Annotated in this window: 21 protein-coding genes and 1 pseudogene; 15 read left to right on the plus strand and 7 right to left on the minus strand. The window is 26.9% G+C overall.

The window, feature by feature from the left end:
- Positions 1-4: 4 nt before the first annotated feature.
- From lon to G9C01_RS03115, 5 genes and pseudogenes are all read right to left on the minus strand, one after another.
- On the minus strand, positions 5-2,407 hold the full coding sequence (gene lon / locus G9C01_RS01930) for an endopeptidase La (protein WP_166265733.1): 2,403 nt from the start codon (positions 2,405-2,407) through the stop codon (positions 5-7).
- Between the two features lie 147 nt (positions 2,408-2,554).
- The gene (ligA, locus tag G9C01_RS01935) at positions 2,555-4,558 is read right to left on the minus strand and encodes an NAD-dependent DNA ligase LigA (RefSeq protein ID WP_166265736.1); all 2,004 of its coding nucleotides are present in this window, start codon (positions 4,556-4,558) and stop codon (positions 2,555-2,557) included.
- Between the two features lie 7 nt (positions 4,559-4,565).
- Positions 4,566-4,892 (minus strand): hypothetical protein, encoded by a 327-nt coding sequence (locus tag G9C01_RS03105; RefSeq protein WP_242673924.1) that lies wholly within the window; start codon positions 4,890-4,892, stop codon positions 4,566-4,568.
- Positions 4,893-4,898: 6 nt separating this feature from the next.
- A pseudogene (locus tag G9C01_RS03110) lies at positions 4,899-5,027 on the minus strand (N5-glutamine methyltransferase family protein); the annotation flags it as partial.
- Positions 5,006-5,455 carry a hypothetical protein gene (locus G9C01_RS03115; protein WP_242673925.1) on the minus strand — a complete coding sequence of 150 codons (450 nt, stop codon included), beginning with the start codon at positions 5,453-5,455 and terminating at the stop codon, positions 5,006-5,008. The gene G9C01_RS03115 and the pseudogene G9C01_RS03110, both read right to left, overlap by 22 nt.
- An 82-nt stretch (positions 5,456-5,537) precedes the next feature.
- On the opposite strand from G9C01_RS03115, the gene mnmE reads away from it, so the two are divergent.
- The 5 genes from mnmE to rplI are packed head-to-tail and all read left to right on the plus strand — an operon-like array spanning position 5,538 to position 9,623.
- A complete protein-coding gene (gene mnmE / locus G9C01_RS01945) occupies positions 5,538-6,929 on the plus strand; it encodes a tRNA uridine-5-carboxymethylaminomethyl(34) synthesis GTPase MnmE (protein ID WP_166265739.1) in 1,392 nt (463 codons plus the stop codon).
- A gap of 17 nt (positions 6,930-6,946) precedes the next feature.
- Positions 6,947-8,455: a glutamate--tRNA ligase gene (gltX, locus tag G9C01_RS01950; RefSeq protein ID WP_166265742.1), complete on the plus strand. Its 1,509-nt coding sequence runs from the start codon at positions 6,947-6,949 to the stop codon at positions 8,453-8,455.
- A gap of 58 nt (positions 8,456-8,513) precedes the next feature.
- A complete protein-coding gene (gene rpsF / locus G9C01_RS01955) occupies positions 8,514-8,864 on the plus strand; it encodes a 30S ribosomal protein S6 (RefSeq protein ID WP_166266403.1) in 351 nt (116 codons plus the stop codon).
- On the plus strand, positions 8,861-9,163 hold the full coding sequence (gene rpsR, locus G9C01_RS01960) for a 30S ribosomal protein S18 (RefSeq protein WP_166265745.1): 303 nt from the start codon (positions 8,861-8,863) through the stop codon (positions 9,161-9,163). The genes rpsF and rpsR overlap by 4 nt, the downstream gene beginning before the upstream one ends.
- A 1-nt stretch (position 9,164) precedes the next feature.
- Positions 9,165-9,623 (plus strand): 50S ribosomal protein L9, encoded by a 459-nt coding sequence (gene rplI / locus G9C01_RS01965; RefSeq protein WP_166265748.1) that lies wholly within the window; start codon positions 9,165-9,167, stop codon positions 9,621-9,623.
- Here rplI and G9C01_RS01970 read toward each other — a convergent pair.
- Positions 9,620-10,957, minus strand: coding sequence for an Nramp family divalent metal transporter (locus tag G9C01_RS01970; protein ID WP_166265751.1), 1,338 nt, complete (start codon positions 10,955-10,957; stop codon positions 9,620-9,622). The genes rplI and G9C01_RS01970 overlap by 4 nt on opposite strands.
- Positions 10,958-11,135: 178 nt before the next feature.
- Here G9C01_RS01970 and G9C01_RS01975 point away from each other — a divergent pair, with 178 nt between their 5' ends.
- From G9C01_RS01975 to mtaB, 10 genes are all read left to right on the plus strand, one after another.
- Positions 11,136-11,972: a prephenate dehydratase gene (locus G9C01_RS01975; protein ID WP_166265754.1), complete on the plus strand. Its 837-nt coding sequence runs from the start codon at positions 11,136-11,138 to the stop codon at positions 11,970-11,972.
- Positions 11,973-11,976: 4 nt separating this feature from the next.
- Positions 11,977-13,122 carry a pyridoxal phosphate-dependent aminotransferase gene (locus tag G9C01_RS01980; RefSeq protein WP_166265757.1) on the plus strand — a complete coding sequence of 382 codons (1,146 nt, stop codon included), beginning with the start codon at positions 11,977-11,979 and terminating at the stop codon, positions 13,120-13,122.
- On the plus strand, positions 13,119-13,967 hold the full coding sequence (locus G9C01_RS01985) for a prephenate dehydrogenase (protein ID WP_166265760.1): 849 nt from the start codon (positions 13,119-13,121) through the stop codon (positions 13,965-13,967). Before G9C01_RS01980 ends, G9C01_RS01985 begins: the two co-directional genes overlap by 4 nt.
- Positions 13,968-13,983: 16 nt before the next feature.
- Entirely contained in the window at positions 13,984-15,060 is a 1,077-nt protein-coding gene (locus G9C01_RS01990) for a bifunctional 3-deoxy-7-phosphoheptulonate synthase/chorismate mutase type II (protein ID WP_166265763.1), read from the plus strand.
- A 38-nt stretch (positions 15,061-15,098) separates the two neighbouring features.
- Positions 15,099-16,361: a methionine adenosyltransferase gene (gene metK / locus G9C01_RS01995; protein WP_166265766.1), complete on the plus strand. Its 1,263-nt coding sequence runs from the start codon at positions 15,099-15,101 to the stop codon at positions 16,359-16,361.
- 15 nt (positions 16,362-16,376) lie between these two features.
- The gene (locus G9C01_RS02000) at positions 16,377-17,177 is read left to right on the plus strand and encodes an enoyl-ACP reductase FabI (protein WP_166265768.1); all 801 of its coding nucleotides are present in this window, start codon (positions 16,377-16,379) and stop codon (positions 17,175-17,177) included.
- A 27-nt stretch (positions 17,178-17,204) separates the two neighbouring features.
- On the plus strand, positions 17,205-17,858 hold the full coding sequence (gene rpe / locus G9C01_RS02005) for a ribulose-phosphate 3-epimerase (protein ID WP_166265771.1): 654 nt from the start codon (positions 17,205-17,207) through the stop codon (positions 17,856-17,858).
- A gap of 8 nt (positions 17,859-17,866) precedes the next feature.
- Positions 17,867-19,714: a DNA primase gene (gene dnaG, locus G9C01_RS02010; RefSeq protein ID WP_166265774.1), complete on the plus strand. Its 1,848-nt coding sequence runs from the start codon at positions 17,867-17,869 to the stop codon at positions 19,712-19,714.
- 68 nt (positions 19,715-19,782) lie between these two features.
- Positions 19,783-20,409: a peroxiredoxin gene (locus G9C01_RS02015; RefSeq protein WP_166265777.1), complete on the plus strand. Its 627-nt coding sequence runs from the start codon at positions 19,783-19,785 to the stop codon at positions 20,407-20,409.
- A gap of 37 nt (positions 20,410-20,446) precedes the next feature.
- On the plus strand, positions 20,447-21,763 hold the full coding sequence (gene mtaB / locus G9C01_RS02020; protein WP_166266406.1) for a tRNA (N(6)-L-threonylcarbamoyladenosine(37)-C(2))-methylthiotransferase MtaB: 1,317 nt from the start codon (positions 20,447-20,449) through the stop codon (positions 21,761-21,763).
- On the opposite strand, the gene lipB is transcribed toward mtaB, so the two are convergent.
- Positions 21,760-22,479: a lipoyl(octanoyl) transferase LipB gene (gene lipB, locus G9C01_RS02025; protein ID WP_166265780.1), complete on the minus strand. Its 720-nt coding sequence runs from the start codon at positions 22,477-22,479 to the stop codon at positions 21,760-21,762. The two genes, mtaB and lipB, sit on opposite strands and share 4 nt — an antisense overlap.
- Positions 22,480-22,570 lie beyond the last annotated feature (91 nt).

Here is a 22,570-nt window from a genome sequence, read left to right on the forward strand (position 1 = left end):
TAATTTACAATAAAGCTAAATGGATCACATCATTCATATTTTTAACATAATCAAAAGTTAATCCTTTTAAGTGTTCTTGTTTAATTTCTTCTATATCTTTTTTATTATCCTGTGAAAGGATAATTTCTTTAATATTAGCACGTTTAGCTGCTAGAATTTTTTCCTTAATTCCTCCAACGGGAAGAACCTTCCCTCTTAAAGTGATTTCTCCTGTCATAGCTAAATGAGGTCTCAACTTTCTTTTAGTAAAGCTTGAGACTAGAGATGTTAACATTGTTATTCCTGCAGATGGACCATCTTTAGGTACTGCCCCTTCAGGAACATGAACATGCACATTTTTTTCTTCAAACATTATAGGATCTATGTTAAATTCTTTATAATGAGCTTTAATATATTGTAAAGCAATTGTTGCAGATTCTTTCATCACCTCTCCTAAATTTCCAGTAATACTTAAATGACCTTTTCCTTTAGATAAACTGGATTCAATATATAAAATATCTCCACCAAAATGAGTCCAAGCTAAACCAGTTACTACTCCTGGAACATTATGTTCTTCATAACGATCTGGATCATTTGGAATTCCAAGAATATTTTCTATTTTTTCAATGCTTAAACGTTTTACATATTTTTTGTTCATAGCAATATGTTTAGCAACATAACGTGCTAATTTAGCAATATGTTTTTCTAAAGTTCTCAATCCAGATTCTCTTGTATAACTTTCAATCACTTTTTCTATTTCTTTTGTTCCAAGTACTAAATCTGATTTTTTTAATCCATTTTCTTTAAATTGTTTAGGTAATATGTGTTTTTTTACAATTTGTGTTTTTTCTTCTACAGTATATCCGTTCATTTCTATGACCTCCATTCTATCTATTAGAGCTGGTTGAATATGGGAAAGAGAATTTGCCGTGGCAATAAACAATACTTTTGATAAATCATACCCCATTTCTAAAAAATTATCATAAAACGAAGTATTTTGTTCAGGATCTAATACTTCTAACATGGCGGAAGAAGGATCTCCATTTGTCCCTATCCCCATTTTATCTATTTCATCTATCACAAAAACAGGATTTGAAGTTCCCACTTTTCTAATAGATTGTAATAACCTACCTGGCATCGCTCCTATATAAGTCCTTCTATGTCCCCTAATTTCTGATTCATCATGCAATCCTCCCAAAGAAATACGAACGTATTTTCTTTTCAGTGCGGTAGCTATAGATCTTCCTAAAGAAGTTTTTCCTACTCCAGGGGGACCATAAAAACATAAAATAGGAGAACGCATGTCTCCCCTTAATTTTAATACAGCTAAATATTCGATAATACGTTCTTTTACTTTTTCTAGTCCATAATGATCTCTATCTAATATTTTTTGTGCATATTCTAAATCAAAATTATCTTTTGAGTACCTTCCCCAAGGAAGATCAATCATTAATTCCAGATAATTTCTCTGTACCGTATATTCTGGCATTTGAGGATTCGTTCTTTGCATTTTTAGTAATTCCCTATCAAATTGTTTTTTCGCTTCTTTTGGCCATTTTTTTCTGGAAGCTTTAGCACGCATTTCATCTATCTCTTTCTCATAAGAAATATCTCCTAGTTCTTCTTGTATGGCTTTAATTTGTTGATGCAAAAAATATTCTCTCTGTTGCTGATCCATATCACTACGAACACGGGATTGAATATCATTTTTTAATTTAATTTGTTGATGTTCTACATTTAGAAAACGTAATGTTTCCATAGCTCTTTTTTTCAAATCATCATATTCTAACAATTTTTGTTTGTCTCTAGTCGCTAAATTCATATTAGCTGCTACAAAATTTATTAAAAAAGAAGGACTTTCTATATTGCGAATAGCAATGCTTGCTTCTGATGGAATATTGGGATTATCTTGAATAATTTTTATAGCGATTTCTTTTATAGATTCTACTAAAGCAAGGTATTCCTTATCCTTACAGGAAGGTTTATTTTCTTCTAACGCTATAATTTCTGCTTTAAAATATGGATCATTTTGAATAAAACGATTTACTTTAAATCTTCTTTTTCCCTGCAAAATAACAGTAGTATTTCCATCAGGCATTTTCAATAATTTCAGTATTTTAGCAACCGTTCCAATGGAATATAAATCTTTTTCACTAAGATTTTCTATACCAGAATTTTTTTGTGTTAATACTCCAACTGTTTTATCTAATCCATAAGCATCTTGTAACAATTGTATGGATCCACTTTTTCCTGCTATAATTGGAAAAACAATTCCAGAATACAAAACCATATTTCTTACTGTTAAAATACATAATTGTTCAGGAACATCGTCTTTAAGTAACTGATCCTCTTCATCTTGACTCATTAAGGGTATAAATTCAGCTTCAGACTCAAATCCAGATTCTGTAAATATATTTTTTAATAACATAAAAAAAATAGATTTCTTACTTAAATGATGGATTAACTCTATATTTAGATGAATCAATCCCACTAATTAAATATACTGTTTTCTATATGAAAAACAAAACCATCTATATCTACTTAAATTAAGTATTAACAATTGTTAAAAATTGATTTATTTTGATTTTTTTTCTTTTTGAAGCATATCTAAAAAAATATGTTCTGTCAATATTTTTATATTATTTTTTTTCATGCTTTCTTTTAATTTGGAACCAAAATTTTTTCCAACTACTATAAAATTAATTTTATTATTGACAGTATTATATACGCTTCCACCTAAAAATTCTACTATATTTTTAGCTTCTTGACGAGTCATACAAGATAATTTTCCTGTAAATACAAAAGATTTTCCTTCAATCAAAGAATATCTTTTCATCGTAGAACGATTAGAAATATGTAATCCATATTTAACAAACATTTGAATTATGTTTTTATGTTCCGTAATTGAAAAATAAGTAATGATACTTTTTGCAATTTTTTTTCCTATTCCAGAAATAGAAATTAAATGATTATAATTTGTATGCATCAAAGAATTGATGTCCCAGAAATTTTCTGTTAATTTTTTTGAAATATATTCTCCTACATGACGAATTCCTAAGGAAAATAACACTCTGTAATAGGGATTTTCTTTTGATTTTTCTATATTATTCAAAATACCACATGCCAATTTTTCTTGAACTCCATCAATTTGAAGTAATTCTTCTTTTTTCAATTTATATAAATCATAAAAATTATATAAAAAACCTTTTTTATATAGTTTATTAATCATTTTTTCTCCAATTTTTTTGATATTCATAACACTTACAAAGTGTATTATTTTTTCTATTTTTTGAGAAAAACAGTTTTGATTGGGACAATAAAATAATTCATTTTTTTTTATTAAAACACTATTGCATGATGGACAATTTTTTAAAAAAAATACAGGGAAGGTTTTACTCGATCTTTTTTTTATGTTTATTTCTGTTACTTTTGGAATGATATTCCCTCCTTTTTCTAATAATAGTATATCTTTATAATGAATTCCCATTTTTTGTATAAAATTTTCATTATAAAGTGTAACTCTTTTGACTTTTGTTCCAGAAATAGAAATAGGAATTACATTGGCTACAGGAGTAACGATTCCCGTACGTCCTACTTGAAACGTAATATTTAATAATTTAGTTTCGGACAATTTTTGTCTAAACTTATAGGCAATAGCCCAACGTGGATATTTATTGGTAAATCCTAAAATAGATTGATTTTTATATTCATTGACTTTAATTACTATTCCATCTATCTGATAAGTAAGTTGATTTTGACATTTTTTCAATAAATCTATAAAGTGGAAAACATCCTCAATGTTTCTGCAAAAACGTGCCGGTGTCGGGACTTGAAACCCCCAATATTTTATGTATTTTATCGCTTCATATTGTGTATCAAAAGGTAAATGATTTCCTACTACATGAAATGCTATACAAAATAAATCTCTTTTCTGTACTTCTTGAGAATCATGAATTTTTAGTGTTCCACTAGCCGTATTTCTAGGATTTGAATAAGGATTTTTGCCATTTTTGATACGTTTTTTATTGATTTTTATAAAATTTTTTATAGGTATAAAAATTTCTCCACGTATTTCGAGATACGTAGGATAGTTATTCCCTCTTAATTTTAGAGGAATATATTTTATCATTTTTATATTTTTTGTGACATTTTCTCCTTTTTCTCCATTACCACGAGTTCCTGCATTTGTTAAAAATCCATTTTTATAAATTAAATTAATAGATACTCCATCATATTTTGGTTCGCATACAAAAGATAAAGAATGAACTGATTTTCTGATTTTTTTTTTCCAAATCGTTAATTCTTTTTTAGAATAGGTATTTTGAATAGAGTACATTTTGTATTTATGATAAACAGTTGAAATAGAATCCGTTTTATGAATTTTAGCTCCTATTTTCATTGTAGGAGAAGTTGAATCCTGAAATTCAGGATATTTGTTTTCTAACAAAAATAAATTTTTTAACTTTTTATCAAAATGGAAATCTGATATTTCTGAAATACCCAAATTATAATATTGATCATTATATTTTAACAACTCTTTTCTGAGTTGATCTATTTTTTTTTCTATTTTTTTATCCATATTGTTTTTATTTTTTTGCGTAATAAACTGCGCGAACCATTCTGAAAAAACCTTGGAAATCTTTTTTTATTTCTATATTTAAAAATCCTATTTTTTTCAAAAAATCAATAATGTCTAAATAAATCAATTGATTTATTTCAAAATAAACAAAAACAATCCCAGTAAATCTTTTTTTGATCCAAAAAGAAATTTTTTTATAAAAAATCAAAGGGTCTTCGTCAGGAACAAATAAAGCTTGATAAGGTTCATATTGAACAATATTTGGATGTAGAAATTTTTTATCAGATAATCTGATATAAGGAGGATTACTTACGATAATATTAATATAATTCATTTTTGAGTATGTATTCATTTCATTTTTCAAAATATCCACATTTTTTAATGAAATTTTTACATTATGTAATTTTGCATTTTTTTTAGCTATGTCAAGAGCTTCTGGATCAGAGTCTATGGCATAAATATGTACAATTTCAGGTTTTTTTTTTTTAAAGTAATACTAATACATCCACTTCCTGTTCCAATATCAAATACTCGAATCGGATTCTCCTTGTCATCTTTATGATCCTGTAGAATCCAGTATACAAGTTCTTCTGTTTCTGGTCTTGGAATGAATACTTTTTCATTCACTATAAATTTCATTCCAAAAAAATAGGCTTTCCCAATTACATATTGTATAGGTCTGTTTTTTTTTAATTCCCATAATTTTTTTATTAATTTATTGTAAGTCAAAAAATTGATTTTTTCTTTTCTACTCAATCGCAATAAAATTGTTGTTTTATCACATTTAAAAATATGGGTAGTGAGTAAAAAAAAGATATTTTCTACTTCTTTAGGTTCTACATATAAATTTTTAAGAGTATTTTGAAAAATACGGTAAAATTTGTAAAAAGTTCCCATATGATGAAATTAAAATGATGCAAATTTCAAAAAAATACTTATTTTACAGAACATAATTTTGTCGTTTTTTTCTTTTTTATTTATGTTAGATTTAGATGAAGAAACCATTGTTGCTTTAGCTACTCCTATTGGATCTAGCGCTATTTCTGTTATTCGTATTTCTGGGAAAAATTCTATATCTACTGTTGAAAACATTTTTATTTCTGTTAAACCTGGAAAAAAACTGAAAGACCAACCTACACATACTATTCATTTAGGATATATTGTGGCAGAAAATAATAATGTATTAGATCAAGTTTTAGTTTCTATTTTTAAATCTCCTTTTTCTTATACAGGAGAAAATATGATAGAGATTTCTTGTCATGGATCTTATTATATTCAACAACAGATTTTGCAGTTAGTCATTAGAAAAGGAATACGTTTGGCTCGTCCAGGAGAATTTACTTTTCGTGCTTTTATAAATCATAAATTAGATTTATTACAAGCTGAAGCTATAGCTGATTTAATTATATCTGAAAATAAAATTTTTCATGAAATATCTTTACTACAGATTAAGGGGACATTGTCTCACTCTATTAATAAGTTAAGAAAAAAATTATTGGATTTTGCATCTTTACTAGAACTGGAATTGGATTTTTCTGAAGAAAATGTGATTTTTGCTAAAAGATCAGAACTTTTTTCTTTTTTACAAGAATTAGAAGGATCTTTAAAAGATTTAATTGAATCTTTTTCGTTAGGAAATGCTATAAAAAAAGGAATTTATGTGGTCATTATTGGAGAACCGAATGTAGGAAAGTCTACTTTTTTTAATCAGGTTATTCAAGAAGACCGTTCTATTATATCCCATATAGAAGGAACAACTAGAGATTGTGTGGAAGGAGAAATTATTTTAAATGGAATTCTTTTTCATTTTATAGATACAGCAGGAATTAGAAAAACTAAAGACCCTATAGAAACTATGGGAGTGAAAAAAACCATGAAAAAAATAGAAGAAGCTCAAGTCATATTATATATTTTTGATTCTTCTAGTAAAAAAGAAAAAAAAATAATCAGTAATATTCAAAAAATTTCAAAAAAATATCCATTAAAAAATATTTTTGTCATAGCGAATAAATCAGACATATCTTCTTTTCAAGATTTTGAAAATTTCAAATCAAAGATTCCTTATTTTTTTAAAATTTCGGCCAAAAATTATCATGAAGTAAAAAAAGTTTTACATGTTTTAAGTTATTTATTTTTGGATAAATTAAAAGAAAAAAGAATAGTAGTTACACAATATAGACATTATGAAGCTTTGAAATTTTCATTACAAGAACTTTTATTAGCACATGAAGCTTTGAATAAAGGATTTTCAGTTGATTTAGTATCAATATATATTAAAGAGGCATTACGGTATTTAGGAGAAATTACGGGAGAAATTACAAGTGAAGATATACTGAAAAATATTTTTTCAAAATTTTGTATTGGAAAATAAGATGAATATTAAAAATTATGTCACAACATTCTGTAAGAGTTCGTTTTGCTCCTAGTCCTACAGGTCCGCTTCATTTAGGTGGAATTAGAACCGCATTATATAATTATCTCTTTGCTAAAAAACATGGTGGGACATTTATTCTTAGAATAGAAGATACGGATCAAAAAAGATTTGTTGAAAATTCTGAATCATATATTTTAGAAACATTAAAATGGTGCCACATAGAACCTGATGAAGGAGTAGGGTATGGAGGAGATTATTATCCCTATTATCAATCTAAAAGAAGGAATATTTATCGTATGTATATTAATGAATTATTAAAAAAAGGGAATGCTTATTATGCTTTCGACACAGATCAAGATCTTGATGATAAAAGAAAAGAATATCATCATCGTGGATTAACTTTTTCTTATAATTCTAGAATTAGAATGGATTTGAATAATTCTTTAACTATGACAAAAAAACAATTACATGATAAATTGCGATTTTGTCCTTATGTGATTCGATTTAAAATAGAACCTGGAAAAAAATTGAAAATGTATGATATCATACGTGGCAATATAATAGTTAATACAGATCACTTAGACGATAAAATTTTGTTAAAATCGGATGGAGAAGCTACTTATCATTTAGCTAATACAATAGACGACTATTTAATGAAAATAACTCATGTGATTAGAGGAGAAGAATGGCTACCATCCATGTCTTTACATATATTGTTATATAGGGCTTTGGGTTGGATCCCTCCTCATTTTGCACATTTACCTCTGATTTTAAGAAATAATGGAAAAGGAAAAATTAGCAAAAGAAATACGGATCACTTCAATTTTCCTATATATCCTATACAATGGAAAATTCCAAAATCCAAAATTATCATACCAGGATATAGAGAATTAGGTTATTTACCTGAAGCATTTGTGAATATGTTAGCTTTATTAGGATGGAATCCTGGAATCGAAAGGGAAATTTTTTCTTTACAAGAATTAATCAATTTGTTTTCTTTAGAAAAAATAACCAAGTCTGGTGTTTATTTTGATATCAAAAAAGCAAATTGGTTCAATAAAAAACATTTACATGAAAAAAAAGAAGAAATATTTGCATTTCTTTTGAAACAGATCAAAATTCGTTCTATTTCATGCCAAATAGATTACATATGGAAAGTAATCTATTTAACAATGGATAGAATTCATTTTATTCATGAAATATGGGAACATTCTTTTTATTTTTTTATTTCTCCTAGTTCTTATGATACTAATTTTTTCAATAAAATTTGTCATGAAAATACCATTCTACAATTGGATAAAATCAAAATATTATTATATAATATGAATCAGTTTACGTCTATAAATTTGAAATTTTTGTTTCAAACAATAAAAAATAAACATAAAATCATGCAATTATTTCGTTTAGCTTTAGTTGGTATGCTTAAAGGAATTGATATTTTCATAATTTTAGAAATGCTAGGTAAAAAAGAAAGCATTATACGTATCGAAAAACTGATCAATCAAGTCAAAGAAAAAATTTAGAATGTTTTTGAAAAAAGAACATAAAAATATAGATTTACATTTTGGTAAAAAAAATTCAATGTTTCAACATTATGAAAATATTATAATAATAACTCCTATATTATCTGATGATCAAGCAAAAAAAACAGCAAAAGAATATGAAAATTATATCATACAAAAAAAAGGAAAAATAGTTCATCAGGAACATTGGGGATTAAAAAAACTAGCTTATTCCATTCAAAGAAAACAAAGTGGTTGTTATCATTTATTTGAATTTTTGTTCAATTCTGATTTAGTTTCTGATTTAGAATTGAAATTAAGACAAGATGAGCGTATTTTACGTTTCTTGACTGTAAAATTAAATAAAAATGGAATAGAATATGCTGAAAAAAGAAGAAAAAAATTGTTAAAAAAAGACGAAAAATTGTGATATTAGAGGAAAACCATAAACATGTAAAACAAGCAGTAGATAATGAATTAAGATATTTATCTCCTATTAAAATAGAAACTAAAGTAGAAAAAAAATATTGCTTTTTTAAACAAATAAATATTAAATATATAGATTATAAAGATCCTACATTTTTAATAAAATTTCTAAATGCGCAAGGAAAAATTTTACCACGGCGTATTACAGGTACTTTACAAAAAAATCAAAATAAATTAAATGCAGCTATTAAGAGATGTAGGCATCTTGGACTTTTACCTTTTGTTACAGATGATTTAAGATAAAATGAAAATTATTCTAAAAAAAGATATAGAAAATTTAGGCTTTCAATATGATGAATTAGATGTAAAACCTGGTTATGCTAGAAATTATTTAATTCCTAAGGGATATGCTGTTTTAGCGTTACCTGGAACTATAAAAAACACTCATGAAATATTGAAACAACGTTCTAGAAAAGAAAGTTTTTTAATTGAAAAATCAAAAGAAATAGAAGATAAATTAAGAAAATTAACCCTTAAAATCCCAATTAAGGTAGGTAAAGGAGGAAAACTTTTCGGTTCTATTAACAATCAATACCTAATGAAAGTTTTGGATCAAGAAGGAATTTCTATAAATAAAAAATTTATTAGAATACCTGGAAATAAAATAATTAAAACAATAGGAAAACATAAGGCAAATATACGATTACATCGGAAACGCGAATTTACGTTAAATTTTGAAGTATTATCCTATTCCCAATCCTAATAACCTAATAAAGTATTATATAATAAAAATAAATTTAGCAATACAATGATAATGGTAATAGTCCAAGCTGATATTTTTAAAATAGGACCATTAACAAATGGACCCATTTTTTCAGAATCTCCTGTAAAATTTACTAATGGAATAACGGCAAAACTAAGTTGTACTGATAAAATAATTTGACTAATTATTAATAATTCAGTTGTTCCTTTTTCTCCATAAATCATAGAGGCAATCATAGCTGGAACAATAGCTATAAGTCTCGTTATTAATCTTCGAATCCAAGGTTTCAATTTTATATTAAGAAACCCTTCCATAACTATTTGTCCAGCTAGAGTTCCAGTTAATGTTGAATTTTGTCCTGATGCTAATAAAGCTAATGCAAAAAAAACTCCAGCTAAGCTAGAACCTAGAATAGGAGTTAAAAGTTTATGTGCATCCATAATGTCTGCGACTTCTGTATGTCCAGCTTTATGAAAAGTTGCTGCAGATATAATTAATATAGCTGCATTGATAAAAAATGCTAAGGATAAAGATAAAGTGCTGTCTATCGTTGCATATTTTATAGCCATTTTTTTCCCTTCAATAGTACGTGGATAATTTCTTGTTTGTATGATACTTGAGTGAAGATAAAGGTTGTGAGGCATTACCGTAGCTCCTAATATTCCTATAGATATATAAAAAGAATGTGAATTCTTCATAATTTCTGGGTTCGGAACAATTCCTTTTAATATGGGAAAAATTTCAGGTTTTGAACTAATAATTTCGAAACTAAAACAAACTAAAATTGTAAAAATTAAAGCAGCAACTACACTTTCGATGTATCTAAACCCTTTATATTGAAAAAATAAAATAATTAAAACATCTATAGCTGTAATTAATACCCCCCATGTAATAGGAATGTCAAAAAGTAATTTCAAGGCTAATACGGAACCAATAATTTCCGCTAAATCACAAGCAGCAATAGCGATTTCACATAATATCCATAAAATAAAACTAACAAAAGGGGAATAATGATCTCTACAAGCTTGAGCTAAATCTCTTTCACAAACAATTCCTATTTTTAAAGCTAAATGTTGCAAAATAATGGCAAAAAAATTGGAAATAAAAATAACGGATAAAAGCATATAACCAAATTTAGCCCCTCCAGCTATATCTGTAGCCCAATTCCCTGGATCCATATATCCTACAGCAATTAATAAACCTGGTCCAGTAAAAGCAAAAAGTTTTTTCCATATTCCTTTCTGTTTAGGAACAGAAACGGAAGAAAAAACTTCCGAAAGAGAAGGGTGCTTGTTTTCATTCCTCCATCCTATAGAAGATTTTTTTTTTTGCATAATGAAATAGTAGAATACGAAAACATAAAGTTAACCGTTTTAATCTTTTTGTTATCAATTCATATTTGATCATTTTAATTGTGAAAAATTTAAAAAATTGTGAAAAATAGAATAATTTTTTATATTTGCTTCAAATTTTTCCGCTTGATTGATAGTAATTCAATCTTTTTTTTGTTTCATGAAAAAAATAGCGATACAAGGGATTAAGGGGTGTTTTCATCATGCAGCTGTTTCCAGATATTTTGAAGGATGTAATTATAAGTTAATGGAATGTTCTTCTTTTAGGGAATTATCTATTTCTGTCGCAAAATCTGATGTAGATATTGGTGTTATGGCTATAGAAAATACCATAGCTGGGACGATATTGACAAATTACAGTCTTTTATCTGAATATAATTTAAAAATAGTGGGAGAAATATATATGCCAATACAACATCATCTGATGGCTAAACCCGGACAAAATATAGAAAATATTAAGGAAATATATTCTCATCCTATGGCTATTTTACAATGTGAATTATTCATAGATGCCCATCCTTATATAAAAATATCTGAATATTCAGATACAGCTGCTGCTGCTAAATATATTTCTATATGCAAGAAAAAGGATTTAGCCGCAATTGCGTCTGAAAATGCGGCTAAAGAATATGGGTTGGAGATTCTTTATAAAAATATACAAACAATTGCCAGTAATTTTACTAGATTTTTCATTATTAAAAATTCTTATAAAAAAGAAAATAATTATTTTAATAAAGCTTCATTAATATTTAAAATGTTGCATACTACTGGTAGTTTATCTCAAGTATTGAGTATTATATCTAGTATTGGAATTAACATGACAAAAATACAATCCATTCCTATTATACAAAGACCTTGGGAATATTCATTTTATGTAGATATTATATTCAATAATATACGAGATTATGAAAAAATGAAAAAACAAATACAAAAAATTCCCTGTCTTCATCAATTATATATTATGGGAGAATATCAAAATGGTAGAATAATATCCTAATGTAATGATTATAGCAGCAAAAAGAACCTATCAAATATCGGAATATTTTTTTTCAGAAAAAATGAAGGAAATTCGAAAACTTGAAAAAAAAGGATTGAAAATCATTAATTTAGGAATAGGAAATCCTGATCTTCTTCCTCCATATGGGGTTGTACATAACATGAAAAAAGCATCAGAATTAAAGCATGCTAATAGTTATCAAAACTATATTGGAATAGAAGCTTTACGTAGTGCTATTTCTAATTGGTATAAAAAAGTATATCAAGTTGATATTGACTATAAAAATGAAATTTTACCATTAATGGGGTCTAAGGAAGGGATTATGCATATAAGCATGTCTTATTTAAATAAAGGAGATGAGGTATTAATTCCCGATCCTGGATATCCTACTTATTCCTCAATATCAAAACTTTTAGAAGCAAAAATTATTTATTATAATCTTTATGAGTATGAAAATTGGATTCCTATATTGGAAAATTTATACAAAATAAAGGCAAAAATAATGTGGATTAATTATCCTCACATGCCTACTGGAGCCACAATTCCTTTTGATAAATTAGAAGAAATTGTTCTATTCGCAAAAAAAAATCGTGTATTACTTGTTCATGACAATCCTTATAGTTTTATATTAAATAATAAACAGCCTTTAAGTATTTTTAATATAAAAGGGGCTAAAGATATAGCTTTGGAATTGAATTCTTTAAGTAAAAGTTATAATATGCCTGGATGGCGTGTTGGAATGATAATAGGAAAAAAGGAATTTATTAATAATATATTGAAAATCAAAAGTCAAATGGATTCTGGCATGTATTATCCCATCCAAATTGGAGCTATAGAAGCAATGAATCATGACTCAGAATGGATTGAAAAACTTAATATGGAATATCTTAAACGAAGAAAAATTATATGGGAAATATGTGATTATTTAAATTTAAAATATTCCAAAAAAAGTTCGGGAATATTTGTTTGGGCAAAAATCACTGATTTAGATCAAAATGATCATATATGGTCAGATAAGTTTCTCAAAACTTATCGCATATTTGTCACTCCTGGTAGAGTATTTGGTCATAATGGAAAAGGATATGTAAGGTTTTCTATGTGTTGTCCCGTAAAAATTTTGGAACAAGCAAAAAATAGAATTTTTTCATGAATATTGGAATAATAGGATTAGGATTAATTGGAGGATCCATTAGTTTGGGATTGAGAAAATCCAATTATGGAAATAAATTTATAGGAACAGATTCTAATAAAGAAAATGCTTTATATGCTGTAAAACTTGGAATTGTGGATGAAATCACTTCTTTACAGGATCTTATAACGCGATCTTCAGTAATTATTTTATCTATTCCTGTTAATGGAATAGATAAAATACTTCCAAGTATTCTGAATAATATCCGTACGGATACAGTTATATTAGATACTGGATCTACTAAATATGATATTTGTAATCGTATTTATTCTCATCCTAAAAGAAGTCGTTTTGTAGCTTCACATCCAATAGCAGGAATTGAAAATTCGGGACCAATTTCAGCTTCTTCTGATTTGTTTTATCAAAAAAAATGCATCATTTGTGATTCTGAATTCAGTGCTCCAGATGCAATATCAGTTGCTACAAAAATCTATTCTATTATGAACATGCGTATAATTTATATGACCTCTAAAGAACATGATTTATATATTGCTTATATATCTCATTTACCTCATGTGGTTTCTTTTTCTTTAGCTAGCACCGTTTTAAAAAAATTTAAAAATGAAAAAAAAATATTTAATAATATGATGGGAAGTGGATTAGATTCAACTACACGTTTAGCAAAAAGTAAACCTGAAACATGGTTGCCTATTTTTATTTCAAATAGAGAAAATATGATTCAAGCTATAGATCTTTATATTGATCATTTAAATAAATTTCGGAATCATTTAATAAACAAAGAATTTCACAAAATAGATCAATATATGAAAAAAGCAAACGATATAAAAAATAAAAAATATGTGTAAATTAAATGTATAATGTATGGAGATGGAAAAATTGAACAATAGTATAGACAGATCTTGGATTGATACATGGAATCAACCTTTCATTATATCTGGTCCTTGTAGTGCAGAAAGTGAACAACAAATATTGAAAACAGCCAATAGATTGAATTCTTCCTATGTTCAAGTATTTAGAGCTGGAATATGGAAACCTAGAACAAAACCTAATAATTTTGAGGGAATTGGAAAAGAAGGATTAAAATGGCTTCGCAAAGTTAAAAAAAATACGGGTCTAATGGTAGCTACAGAAATAGCTAATGCAGAACATGTGAAATTAGCCATTTCTTTTGATATAGATATTCTTTGGATAGGAGCTAGGAGTACGGCTAGTCCTTTCACGATTCAAGAAATAGCGAATGCTCTAGAAGGAGAAAATCATAGAATTATTTTAGTAAAAAATCCGATTCATCCTGATATAGAATTATGGATAGGAGCTTTAGAACGTTTATTGGGGAAAGGAATTAGAAAATTGGGAGTTATCCATCGTGGGTTTTATACCTACAAAAACTCAAAATATCGGAATCAACCGAATTGGAATCTTTTGTTAAACTTGAGAACCCTTATTCCTAGAATCCCTATTTTATGTGATCCTTCACATATTTGTGGAAATAAAGAGGGAATTTTTGATATAGCAAAAAAAGCTTATCATTTTCAATATGATGGATTAATGATAGAGAGTCATTGTGATCCTAATCATGCTTGGAGCGATGCTCAACAACAAATGACTCCCGAAAATCTTTTGGAAATGTTAAAAACATTAACAAATATCGAAAAATGTGATCAAAAAAGTGAATTAGATTCTTTCAGAATTTTAATTGATGAATTAGATGAAAATATTATTGCGCTTTTAGCAGAAAGAATGAACATTTCCAAAAAATTAGGTGTTTTAAAAAAAACTTCAGATATTGCGATTCTTCAACCCAGTAGATGGAAAGATATTATGAAAAAATCTTTAAATTTAGGAAAAAGTTTAGGAATTTCTGAAGAATTACTTGAAGGGATTTTTCAGTTATTGCATCAAGAATCCATTAAAATTCAGAATCAAATTAGAAATTAGGAAATTCATTATAAATAAAACACTTTTTAGTCCTAAAAATGGCTTATTTATTTACCAGCGAATCTGTATCGGAAGGTCATCCTGATAAGATTTCAGATCAAATATCTGATTCTATATTAGATCATTTTTTAGCGTATGATCCAAATGCAAAAGTAGCTATAGAAACTTTAGTCACCACGGGACAAATTATATTATCTGGAGAAGTTAATTCTAAAACTTGGGTAAACGTTAAAAAAATAGCTCGTGATATCCTTAGAAAAATAGGGTACACAAAAAATGAATATAGGTTTAATGCGGATTCTTGTGGAGTTCTTTCTTCTATTCAAGAACAATCTTTGGATTTATTAGAGGGAATTCAAAGATCAACAAAAGAAGAACAAGGATCTGGAGATCAAGGTATTGTTTTTGGTTATGCGGTAAAAGAAACGGAAAATTATATGCCTTTATCGTTAGAAATATCACATCATATATTAAAGGAACTTTCATATCTTCGAAATGAAGGAGAAAAAATGACTTATTTACGTCCAGATGCTAAATCTCAAGTCACTTTAGAATATTCTGATGCAAATGTACCAGTACATATTCACGCTATTGTCATTTCAACTCAGCATGATGAATTTGATACGAAAGAAAAAATGCATCAACGCATAGTTGATGATATTAAGAATATTCTCATACCAAGAGTAATGAATAATATAAAAAATGTAAAAAAATTATTTACGGATAAAACAAAATATTACATTAATTCAACAGGAAAATTTGTAACTGGAGGACCTCATGGGGATACTGGTCTTACCGGACGAAAGATTATAGTAGATACTTACGGTGGAAGAGGATCTCATGGAGGAGGAGCTTTTTCTGGAAAAGATCCATCTAAAATGGATAGATCTGGGGCTTATGCTGCTAGACACATAGCCAAAAACTTGGTAGCAGCAGGAATATCAGATGAATTGCTTATCCAAATATCTTACGCTGCCGGTATTGCAGAACCCATCGGTATTTCTGTAAATACCTATGGTAAATCCAAAATAAACCATAAAAATATTGCATTAAATATCAAAAAAATTTTTGATTTACGTCCTTATGCTATAGAAAAAAGATTAAAATTACGTCAACCAATGTATTCGGAAACATCTGTATATGGACATATGGGAAAAACTCCAAAAAAAGTGTATAAATCTTTTTTTGATATAGAAGGGAATCAAAAAACACAAGAAGTCGAACTTTTCACATGGGAAAAATTAGACTATTTACCCCTTATAAAGGATATATTTAATGTTTCAAAAAATAGGTATTTTTAGTTAAATATTTTAACTATGTCTTACAATCTATTGAAAGGAAAAAAAGGAATTATATTTGGAGCTTTTGATGAAAATTCTATTGCTTGGAAGGTAGCTGAACGTGCTTATGAAGAAAAAGCATCTTTCGTATTAACCAATACACCAGCCTCTTTAAGAATAGGTAAAATTTATGAATTATCCCGTAAAACAAAATCTATAGTGATTCCAGCAGATGCTACCTCCATATCTGATCTAAATATTTTATTTGAAAAAACATTAGATTTTTTTGGAGGAAAAATAGATTTTTTATTACATTCTATAGCTATGTCTATGAATATACGAAAAGGAATTCCCTATACTTCTTTAAATTATGAATTTTTAAGAAAAGGATGGGAAATATCTGCTGTATCTTATCATAAAATAATGCAAACAGCTTGGAATAAAAAAGCAATGAATAAATGGGGTTCTATTGTTGCTATAACATATATTGCTTCTCAGCGAAGTTTTCCACATTATGGAGATATGTCAGATTATAAATCCTATTTAGAAAGTATTACACGTAATTTTGGCTATCATTGGGGAATAAAAGAAAAAGTAAGAGTGAATACGGTATCACAATCTCCTAGTATAACACGATCAGCAAAAGCCATTAAAGGGTTTAATAAACTTTTAATGTTATCTGAAAAAATATCTCCTTTAGGAAACGCTTCAGCACAAGATTGCGCTAACTATATAATTGCACTTTTTTCAGATTTAACAAGAAAAGTAACCATGCAAAATTTATATCATGATGGAGGTTTTTCTCATACTGGAATTAGTGAAGCTATGATTTCATAAAAAACTTATATCTAATTTAAAAAAAATATGAAAAAAATTATAGCTCCATCCTTGTTTTCAGCAAATTTAGCTTTTTTATATCGTGATATAGAAATGATAAATAAAAGTGAGGCAGATTGGTTTCATATTGATATCATGGATTCTTCTTTTGTTTCTAACATTTCTTTTGGATTTTTGTTTACTAAATACATCAAAAAATATACCCATAAACCTATGGATGTACATTTAATGATATTACAACCAGAACGCTATATTGAAGAGCTAAAAGCTTGTGGAGCCGATCATCTACATATTCATTATGAAGCTTGCATTCATTTAAACAGAACAATTTATTATATTAAAAAAAATGGAATGAAAGTAGGTGTAGCTGTGAATCCACATACTCCCATTTTTCTTTTACAAGACATTATTAATGATATAGATTTTGTTTTATTGATGAGTGTTAATCCTGGTTATAGTGGACAAAAATTCATTCATCAAACATATCAAAAATTAAAAGATACTAAAGATTTAATCTTAAAAAAAGATTCTTCTGCTCTCATAGAAGTGGATGGAGGAATTAACTTAGAAAATTATTCTTTATTATTCAAAAATGGAGCAGATATATTAGTGGCAGGAACTACTATTTTTTCTAATTCTAACCCAAAAAAAATTATTCATAAAATGAAATTAGGAATTTAAACATTATTATGATTTCTAAAAAAACTATAAAAAAAATACTTTCTGTTTCTTGTATAGAAGATATTATTGGAGATTTTTTGGAATTAAAAAAAAGTGGTTTTAATTATAGAGGACTAAGTCCATTTTCTAATGAAAAAACACCTTCTTTTATCGTTTCTCCTACAAAAAAAATATGGAAAGATTTTAGTTCTGGAAAAGGAGGAAATATTATCACTTTTCTGATGGAACATGAACATTTTACTTATGAGGAGTCATTACGTTTTCTTGCTAAGAAATATGATGTAAAGATTGATCATAATGATCAAAAAAAAGAAGAAGAATATGAAAAATTATATTTAGTACAAGATTATGCAAAACGTTTTTTTATTTATCAATTGCATTCTACTCAAGAAGGACAAGAAAATGGATTGAATTATTTCATTCAAAAAAGGGGTTTCAATATGAAAATAATTAAAAAATTCGAATTAGGATATGCCCCTATTTATGGAAATAAACTTACAGAAGTTGCATTAAAAAAAGGATTTAAAATACCGGATATCAAAAAATCTGGTTTTACTATTTTCAAAAAATCCAATCATTTTTTTGATTTTTTTCGTAAACGTGTAATGTTTCCAATACATAATTTATCAGGAAGAGTTATAGGTTTTGGAGGTAGAAATATTGATTCGAAATCCTCCACTAAATATATCAATTCATCAGAAAGTAATATATTCCAAAAAAGTAAAATTCTATATGGGTTATTTCAAGCTAAAAAAAACATTATAAAAGAAAATTTTTGTTATTTAGTAGAAGGATATACAGATGTCATTTCTTTACATCAATCTGGTATAAAAAATGTAGTTTCTTCTTCTGGTATTTCACTCACCATGGATCAAATTCTATTGATCAAAAAATTTACAAAAAATATTATTCTTTTTTATGATGGAGATCATTCTGGAATTAAAGCTTCTTTAAGGGTAATTAATATGATACTAGAACAAGAAATGAATTTACGTATATTGTTTATTTCTAATGGAGAAGATCCAGATTTTATATCCAAAAAATATTCATTTTATCAACTCAGAGAATTTATAGCAAAAAATAGTTACAATTTTGTTTCTTTTAAACAAAAAATATATGAAAAATTTCATAAAGATGATCCTATCAAAAAATCATTTTTTGTAAAAAATATTTTGAATAGCATTTCAAAAATACCCAATATAATTCAAAAGGAAATATACCTGCAAGAAGCTTCAAAAATACTCAACATTCGTCAAAAAGTTTTGATTTCTGAATTGGAAAAAATAAATAAAAAAAATGCACAGAAACATAAACTTAGTATAGTTAAGGATAAGGAAAATTCACCGTCTTTCTCAAAAAAAAATACAATTCTTCTTATTGAAGAAAAATTAATTCAATTGATTTTAAATCATGGAAATCAAATTATAAAAAATAAGGAACATAACAAAACGAACAAAACGGTTTTAGAAGAAATATTGCACGTTTTTAAATGCTGGAATTTACGTTTTTCTTTAAAAAAAAATCAAGAAATGTTTAATCAAATTTGTTTACAAAAAAAAACAATAGATTCATCAAAATTTTTTGATAAAAAAAATACAAAAATTTATTCTTTATCCAAATGGGATAGAAAAGGAGTCCAAGTTTCCTATCAAAAGGATCACATGAATCAATATATTAATGATATTTTATTGAGATATAAATCTTTATATATTTCTAAATTGATTCAAAAAGAAATCACTCATTATCATAATTATATTGCATTAAAAGATGAGGATAAAAGAGCTTTTTTTAAAAAAATTATGCATTTAACAAATATAAAAAATGAACTTCATAAAAAATTACATAGATATGTGTGATTCTTTTATCAAAATTATTTTTTTGTTCTTTTAAGTTTCGGTAAATTCGTACATATAAACACTAAAAAATGAATACATTAATTTCAAAAAAAGCGCCTAATTTTACGGCTAGTGCGGTATTAAATGGTAAAGATATTATACAAAATTTTACTTTAGAACAATTTAAAGGAAGTAAATATGTTTTACTTTTTTTTTATCCTAAAGATTTTACTTTTGTATGTCCTACAGAAATATATGCATTTCAAGAAAAAATTCAAGATTTTGAAATGAGAAATGTGCAAATTATTGCTATCTCTACAGATACAGAACAATCTCATTGGGCTTGGTTGCAAATGTCAAAAAAAAAAGGAGGAATATATGGAGTTACTTTTCCTATTGTTTCTGATGTCAATAAGACCATATCTCATAATTATGGAGTGTTATCTGGAGATTGGATTTGTAATAATGATGGGTTTCAAGCAACAGGAGAACTTATTGCTTATAGAGGATTATTTTTAATAGACAAAGAGGGGATCATCAGACATCTCTTAATTAATGATTTTCCTTTAGGTAGAAATGTACATGAAGCTATTCGTATGATAGACGCTCTTCAATATTACGAAAAAAGTGGAGAAGTATGCCCAGCAAATTGGACAAAAGGAAAAAAAGCTCTAAAAGCTAGCCATAGTGGAATCGAAGATTATTTTTCATCCTAATCCTAGATTTATAGAATGGCATACATTTTATAATAACATGTTTAAGAAAAAAGTAGCATTTTATACCATGGGGTGTAAACTAAATTACGCAGAGACTTCTACTATAGCAAGAAAGTTTTCTAACTTATATTATCAACACGTTCCTTTCAAAAGTTTTGCAGATATTTATGTGATCAATAGCTGTTCTGTAACAAAAAATGCAGAAATTGAATTTAAGCATATTGTACGTTCTGCTATGAAGAAAAATTCAAAAGCTTTTATTGTAGCAATAGGGTGTTATGCTCAACTTAATCCTAAAGAAGTATCTTCCATTATTGGAGTAGATCTTGTTTTAGATTATGAAGAAAAATTTCATATCATAGATTATATAAATAAAAAGAAAAAACAATCTTATGCGAAAATTATTTTGAAAAAAACTTATTTTCCGTCATTTTCCATTGGAGATAGAACTCGTTCTTTTTTGAAAATCCAGGATGGATGTGATTATAAGTGTAGTTATTGTATCATTCCTATGTCAAGAGGGCCCTCTCGTTCCGAGAGTATAGAAAATATATTGAAAAATATCAGATTTATTTTTAATAAAGGGGTCAAAGAAATTGTATTAACAGGTATCAATATAGGCGACTATGGAAAAAATATATACGGAGAAAATAGACAGTTATATACATTTTTTGATTTAATACAAGCTATAGATAAAATACAAGAAAAAGTAAGAATACGTTTGTCTTCTATAGAACCTAATTTGCTTCAAAATGAATGTATTGAATTTTTGTCTAAAAGTAATCATTTCGTTCCTCATTTTCATATTCCTTTCCAATCTGGAAGCAATGATATATTGTTTAAAATGCAGAGACGTTACAGACGAGAACTTTATGAAGAAAAAGTTCAAAAAATTAGATATTTTATGCCAGATGCTTATATAGGTTCAGATCTTATTGTCGGTTTTCCTGGAGAAACACATAAACATTTTTTGGAAACTTATCATTTTTTGAAAAAATTAGAAATTTCATCTTTACACATATTTACCTATTCTGCTAGACCGAATACAAAATCAAGCATAATACAAGAAAATGTATCTAAAAAAATACAATGGAAACGGAACAAAGTTTTGAAAGACCTTTCAAACAAAAAATATCGTTTTTTTTGTAAAAAGCAAATTGACACCAAAAAAACAGTATTATTCGAAAATAATTATCACAATAAAGAATATTTGTATGGATATACAGAAAATTATATTCGAACTAAAATTCCATTAAATTTATATAATGCTTCTATATATGAAAATACATTGCAAGATGTATTACTCAAAAAAATAGATAAAGATGGAATTATGATAGCCAAACCAATAAATTAAAAATCTAATTTTTTTGTAACATTTATAAATTCTACATTAAAAATTTCTTGAAAAGATTTTTTTATCATATTTTTCACCTTTTGAAAAGAGATATTATTCTGTTTCAATTCTTTTTTTAAAGAAGTTACTTCTTGATTATAAATTCCACAAGGAATAATATGATTAAAATACTGTAAATCTGTATTAACATTTAAAGCAAAACCATGCATCGTCACCCAACGGCTCATTCTAATTCCTATTGCACATATTTTTCTGGATTTTTCATTTTTTACATTAAACCAAACCCCTGTCTTTCCTTTTTTTCGTTCTCCCTTAATTTCATAATTTTTCCACAAAAAATGTATAATCACTTCTTCTAAAAGACGAAGATATTTATGAATATCCGTAAAAAAATAATCCATATTTAAAATAGGATATCCTATTAATTGGCCAGGCCCATGATAAGTAATATCTCCTCCTCTATCTGTTTGATAAAAAGAAACACCTTTTTTTTTTAAAAAATCTGAAGAAACCAATAAGTGATTATCTTTTTTTCCATTTTTACCTATAGTATATACATGAGGGTGTTCTACAAAAAGAAAATATCCTGCTTTTTGAACAGGTATATTATTGACTTTATTTTGTATAATATCATCAAATAATTTTTTCTGATATTTCCAAGTTTCTTTATATTCTTTTTTTCCTAAATCTTCGAAAAAAAGTATTTTTTTTTTCATAGTTTTTAAAAAATTTATGTAATCAAAAAAAACAAATGTACCTTCGTTTTATTCAATTCGTTTGTTTCGTATGAGTGAGGACATACATAGA

It is taken from the genome of Blattabacterium sp. DPU (assembly GCF_011290385.1).
GTDB lineage: Bacteria > Bacteroidota > Bacteroidia > Flavobacteriales > Blattabacteriaceae > Blattabacterium.

What these genes read in the sequence shown, in the direction of transcription:
- G9C01_RS01980 (WP_166265757.1), top strand. Translation starts at nt 11,977, where the DNA reads ATGATTATAGCAGCAAAAAGAACCTATCAAATATCGGAATATTTTTTT.
- G9C01_RS02000 (WP_166265768.1), top strand. Translation starts at nt 16,377, where the DNA reads ATGTCTTACAATCTATTGAAAGGAAAAAAAGGAATTATATTTGGAGCT.
- metK (WP_166265766.1), top strand. Translation starts at nt 15,099, where the DNA reads ATGGCTTATTTATTTACCAGCGAATCTGTATCGGAAGGTCATCCTGAT.
- rplI (WP_166265748.1), top strand. Translation starts at nt 9,165, where the DNA reads ATGAAAATTATTCTAAAAAAAGATATAGAAAATTTAGGCTTTCAATAT.
- G9C01_RS01975 (WP_166265754.1), top strand. Translation starts at nt 11,136, where the DNA reads ATGAAAAAAATAGCGATACAAGGGATTAAGGGGTGTTTTCATCATGCA.
- ligA (WP_166265736.1), bottom strand. Translation starts at nt 4,558, where the DNA reads ATGGATAAAAAAATAGAAAAAAAAATAGATCAACTCAGAAAAGAGTTG.
- rpsF (WP_166266403.1), top strand. Translation starts at nt 8,514, where the DNA reads ATGTTTCAACATTATGAAAATATTATAATAATAACTCCTATATTATCT.
- mtaB (WP_166266406.1), top strand. Translation starts at nt 20,447, where the DNA reads ATGTTTAAGAAAAAAGTAGCATTTTATACCATGGGGTGTAAACTAAAT.
- G9C01_RS01985 (WP_166265760.1), top strand. Translation starts at nt 13,119, where the DNA reads ATGAATATTGGAATAATAGGATTAGGATTAATTGGAGGATCCATTAGT.
- dnaG (WP_166265774.1), top strand. Translation starts at nt 17,867, where the DNA reads ATGATTTCTAAAAAAACTATAAAAAAAATACTTTCTGTTTCTTGTATA.
- rpe (WP_166265771.1), top strand. Translation starts at nt 17,205, where the DNA reads ATGAAAAAAATTATAGCTCCATCCTTGTTTTCAGCAAATTTAGCTTTT.
- G9C01_RS02015 (WP_166265777.1), top strand. Translation starts at nt 19,783, where the DNA reads ATGAATACATTAATTTCAAAAAAAGCGCCTAATTTTACGGCTAGTGCG.
- mnmE (WP_166265739.1), top strand. Translation starts at nt 5,538, where the DNA reads ATGTTAGATTTAGATGAAGAAACCATTGTTGCTTTAGCTACTCCTATT.
- G9C01_RS01990 (WP_166265763.1), top strand. Translation starts at nt 13,984, where the DNA reads ATGGAGATGGAAAAATTGAACAATAGTATAGACAGATCTTGGATTGAT.
- lon (WP_166265733.1), bottom strand. Translation starts at nt 2,407, where the DNA reads ATGTTATTAAAAAATATATTTACAGAATCTGGATTTGAGTCTGAAGCT.
- lipB (WP_166265780.1), bottom strand. Translation starts at nt 22,479, where the DNA reads ATGAAAAAAAAAATACTTTTTTTCGAAGATTTAGGAAAAAAAGAATAT.
- gltX (WP_166265742.1), top strand. Translation starts at nt 6,947, where the DNA reads ATGTCACAACATTCTGTAAGAGTTCGTTTTGCTCCTAGTCCTACAGGT.
- G9C01_RS01970 (WP_166265751.1), bottom strand. Translation starts at nt 10,957, where the DNA reads ATGCAAAAAAAAAAATCTTCTATAGGATGGAGGAATGAAAACAAGCAC.
- G9C01_RS03115 (WP_242673925.1), bottom strand. Translation starts at nt 5,455, where the DNA reads ATGGGAACTTTTTACAAATTTTACCGTATTTTTCAAAATACTCTTAAA.
- G9C01_RS03105 (WP_242673924.1), bottom strand. Translation starts at nt 4,892, where the DNA reads ATGAATTATATTAATATTATCGTAAGTAATCCTCCTTATATCAGATTA.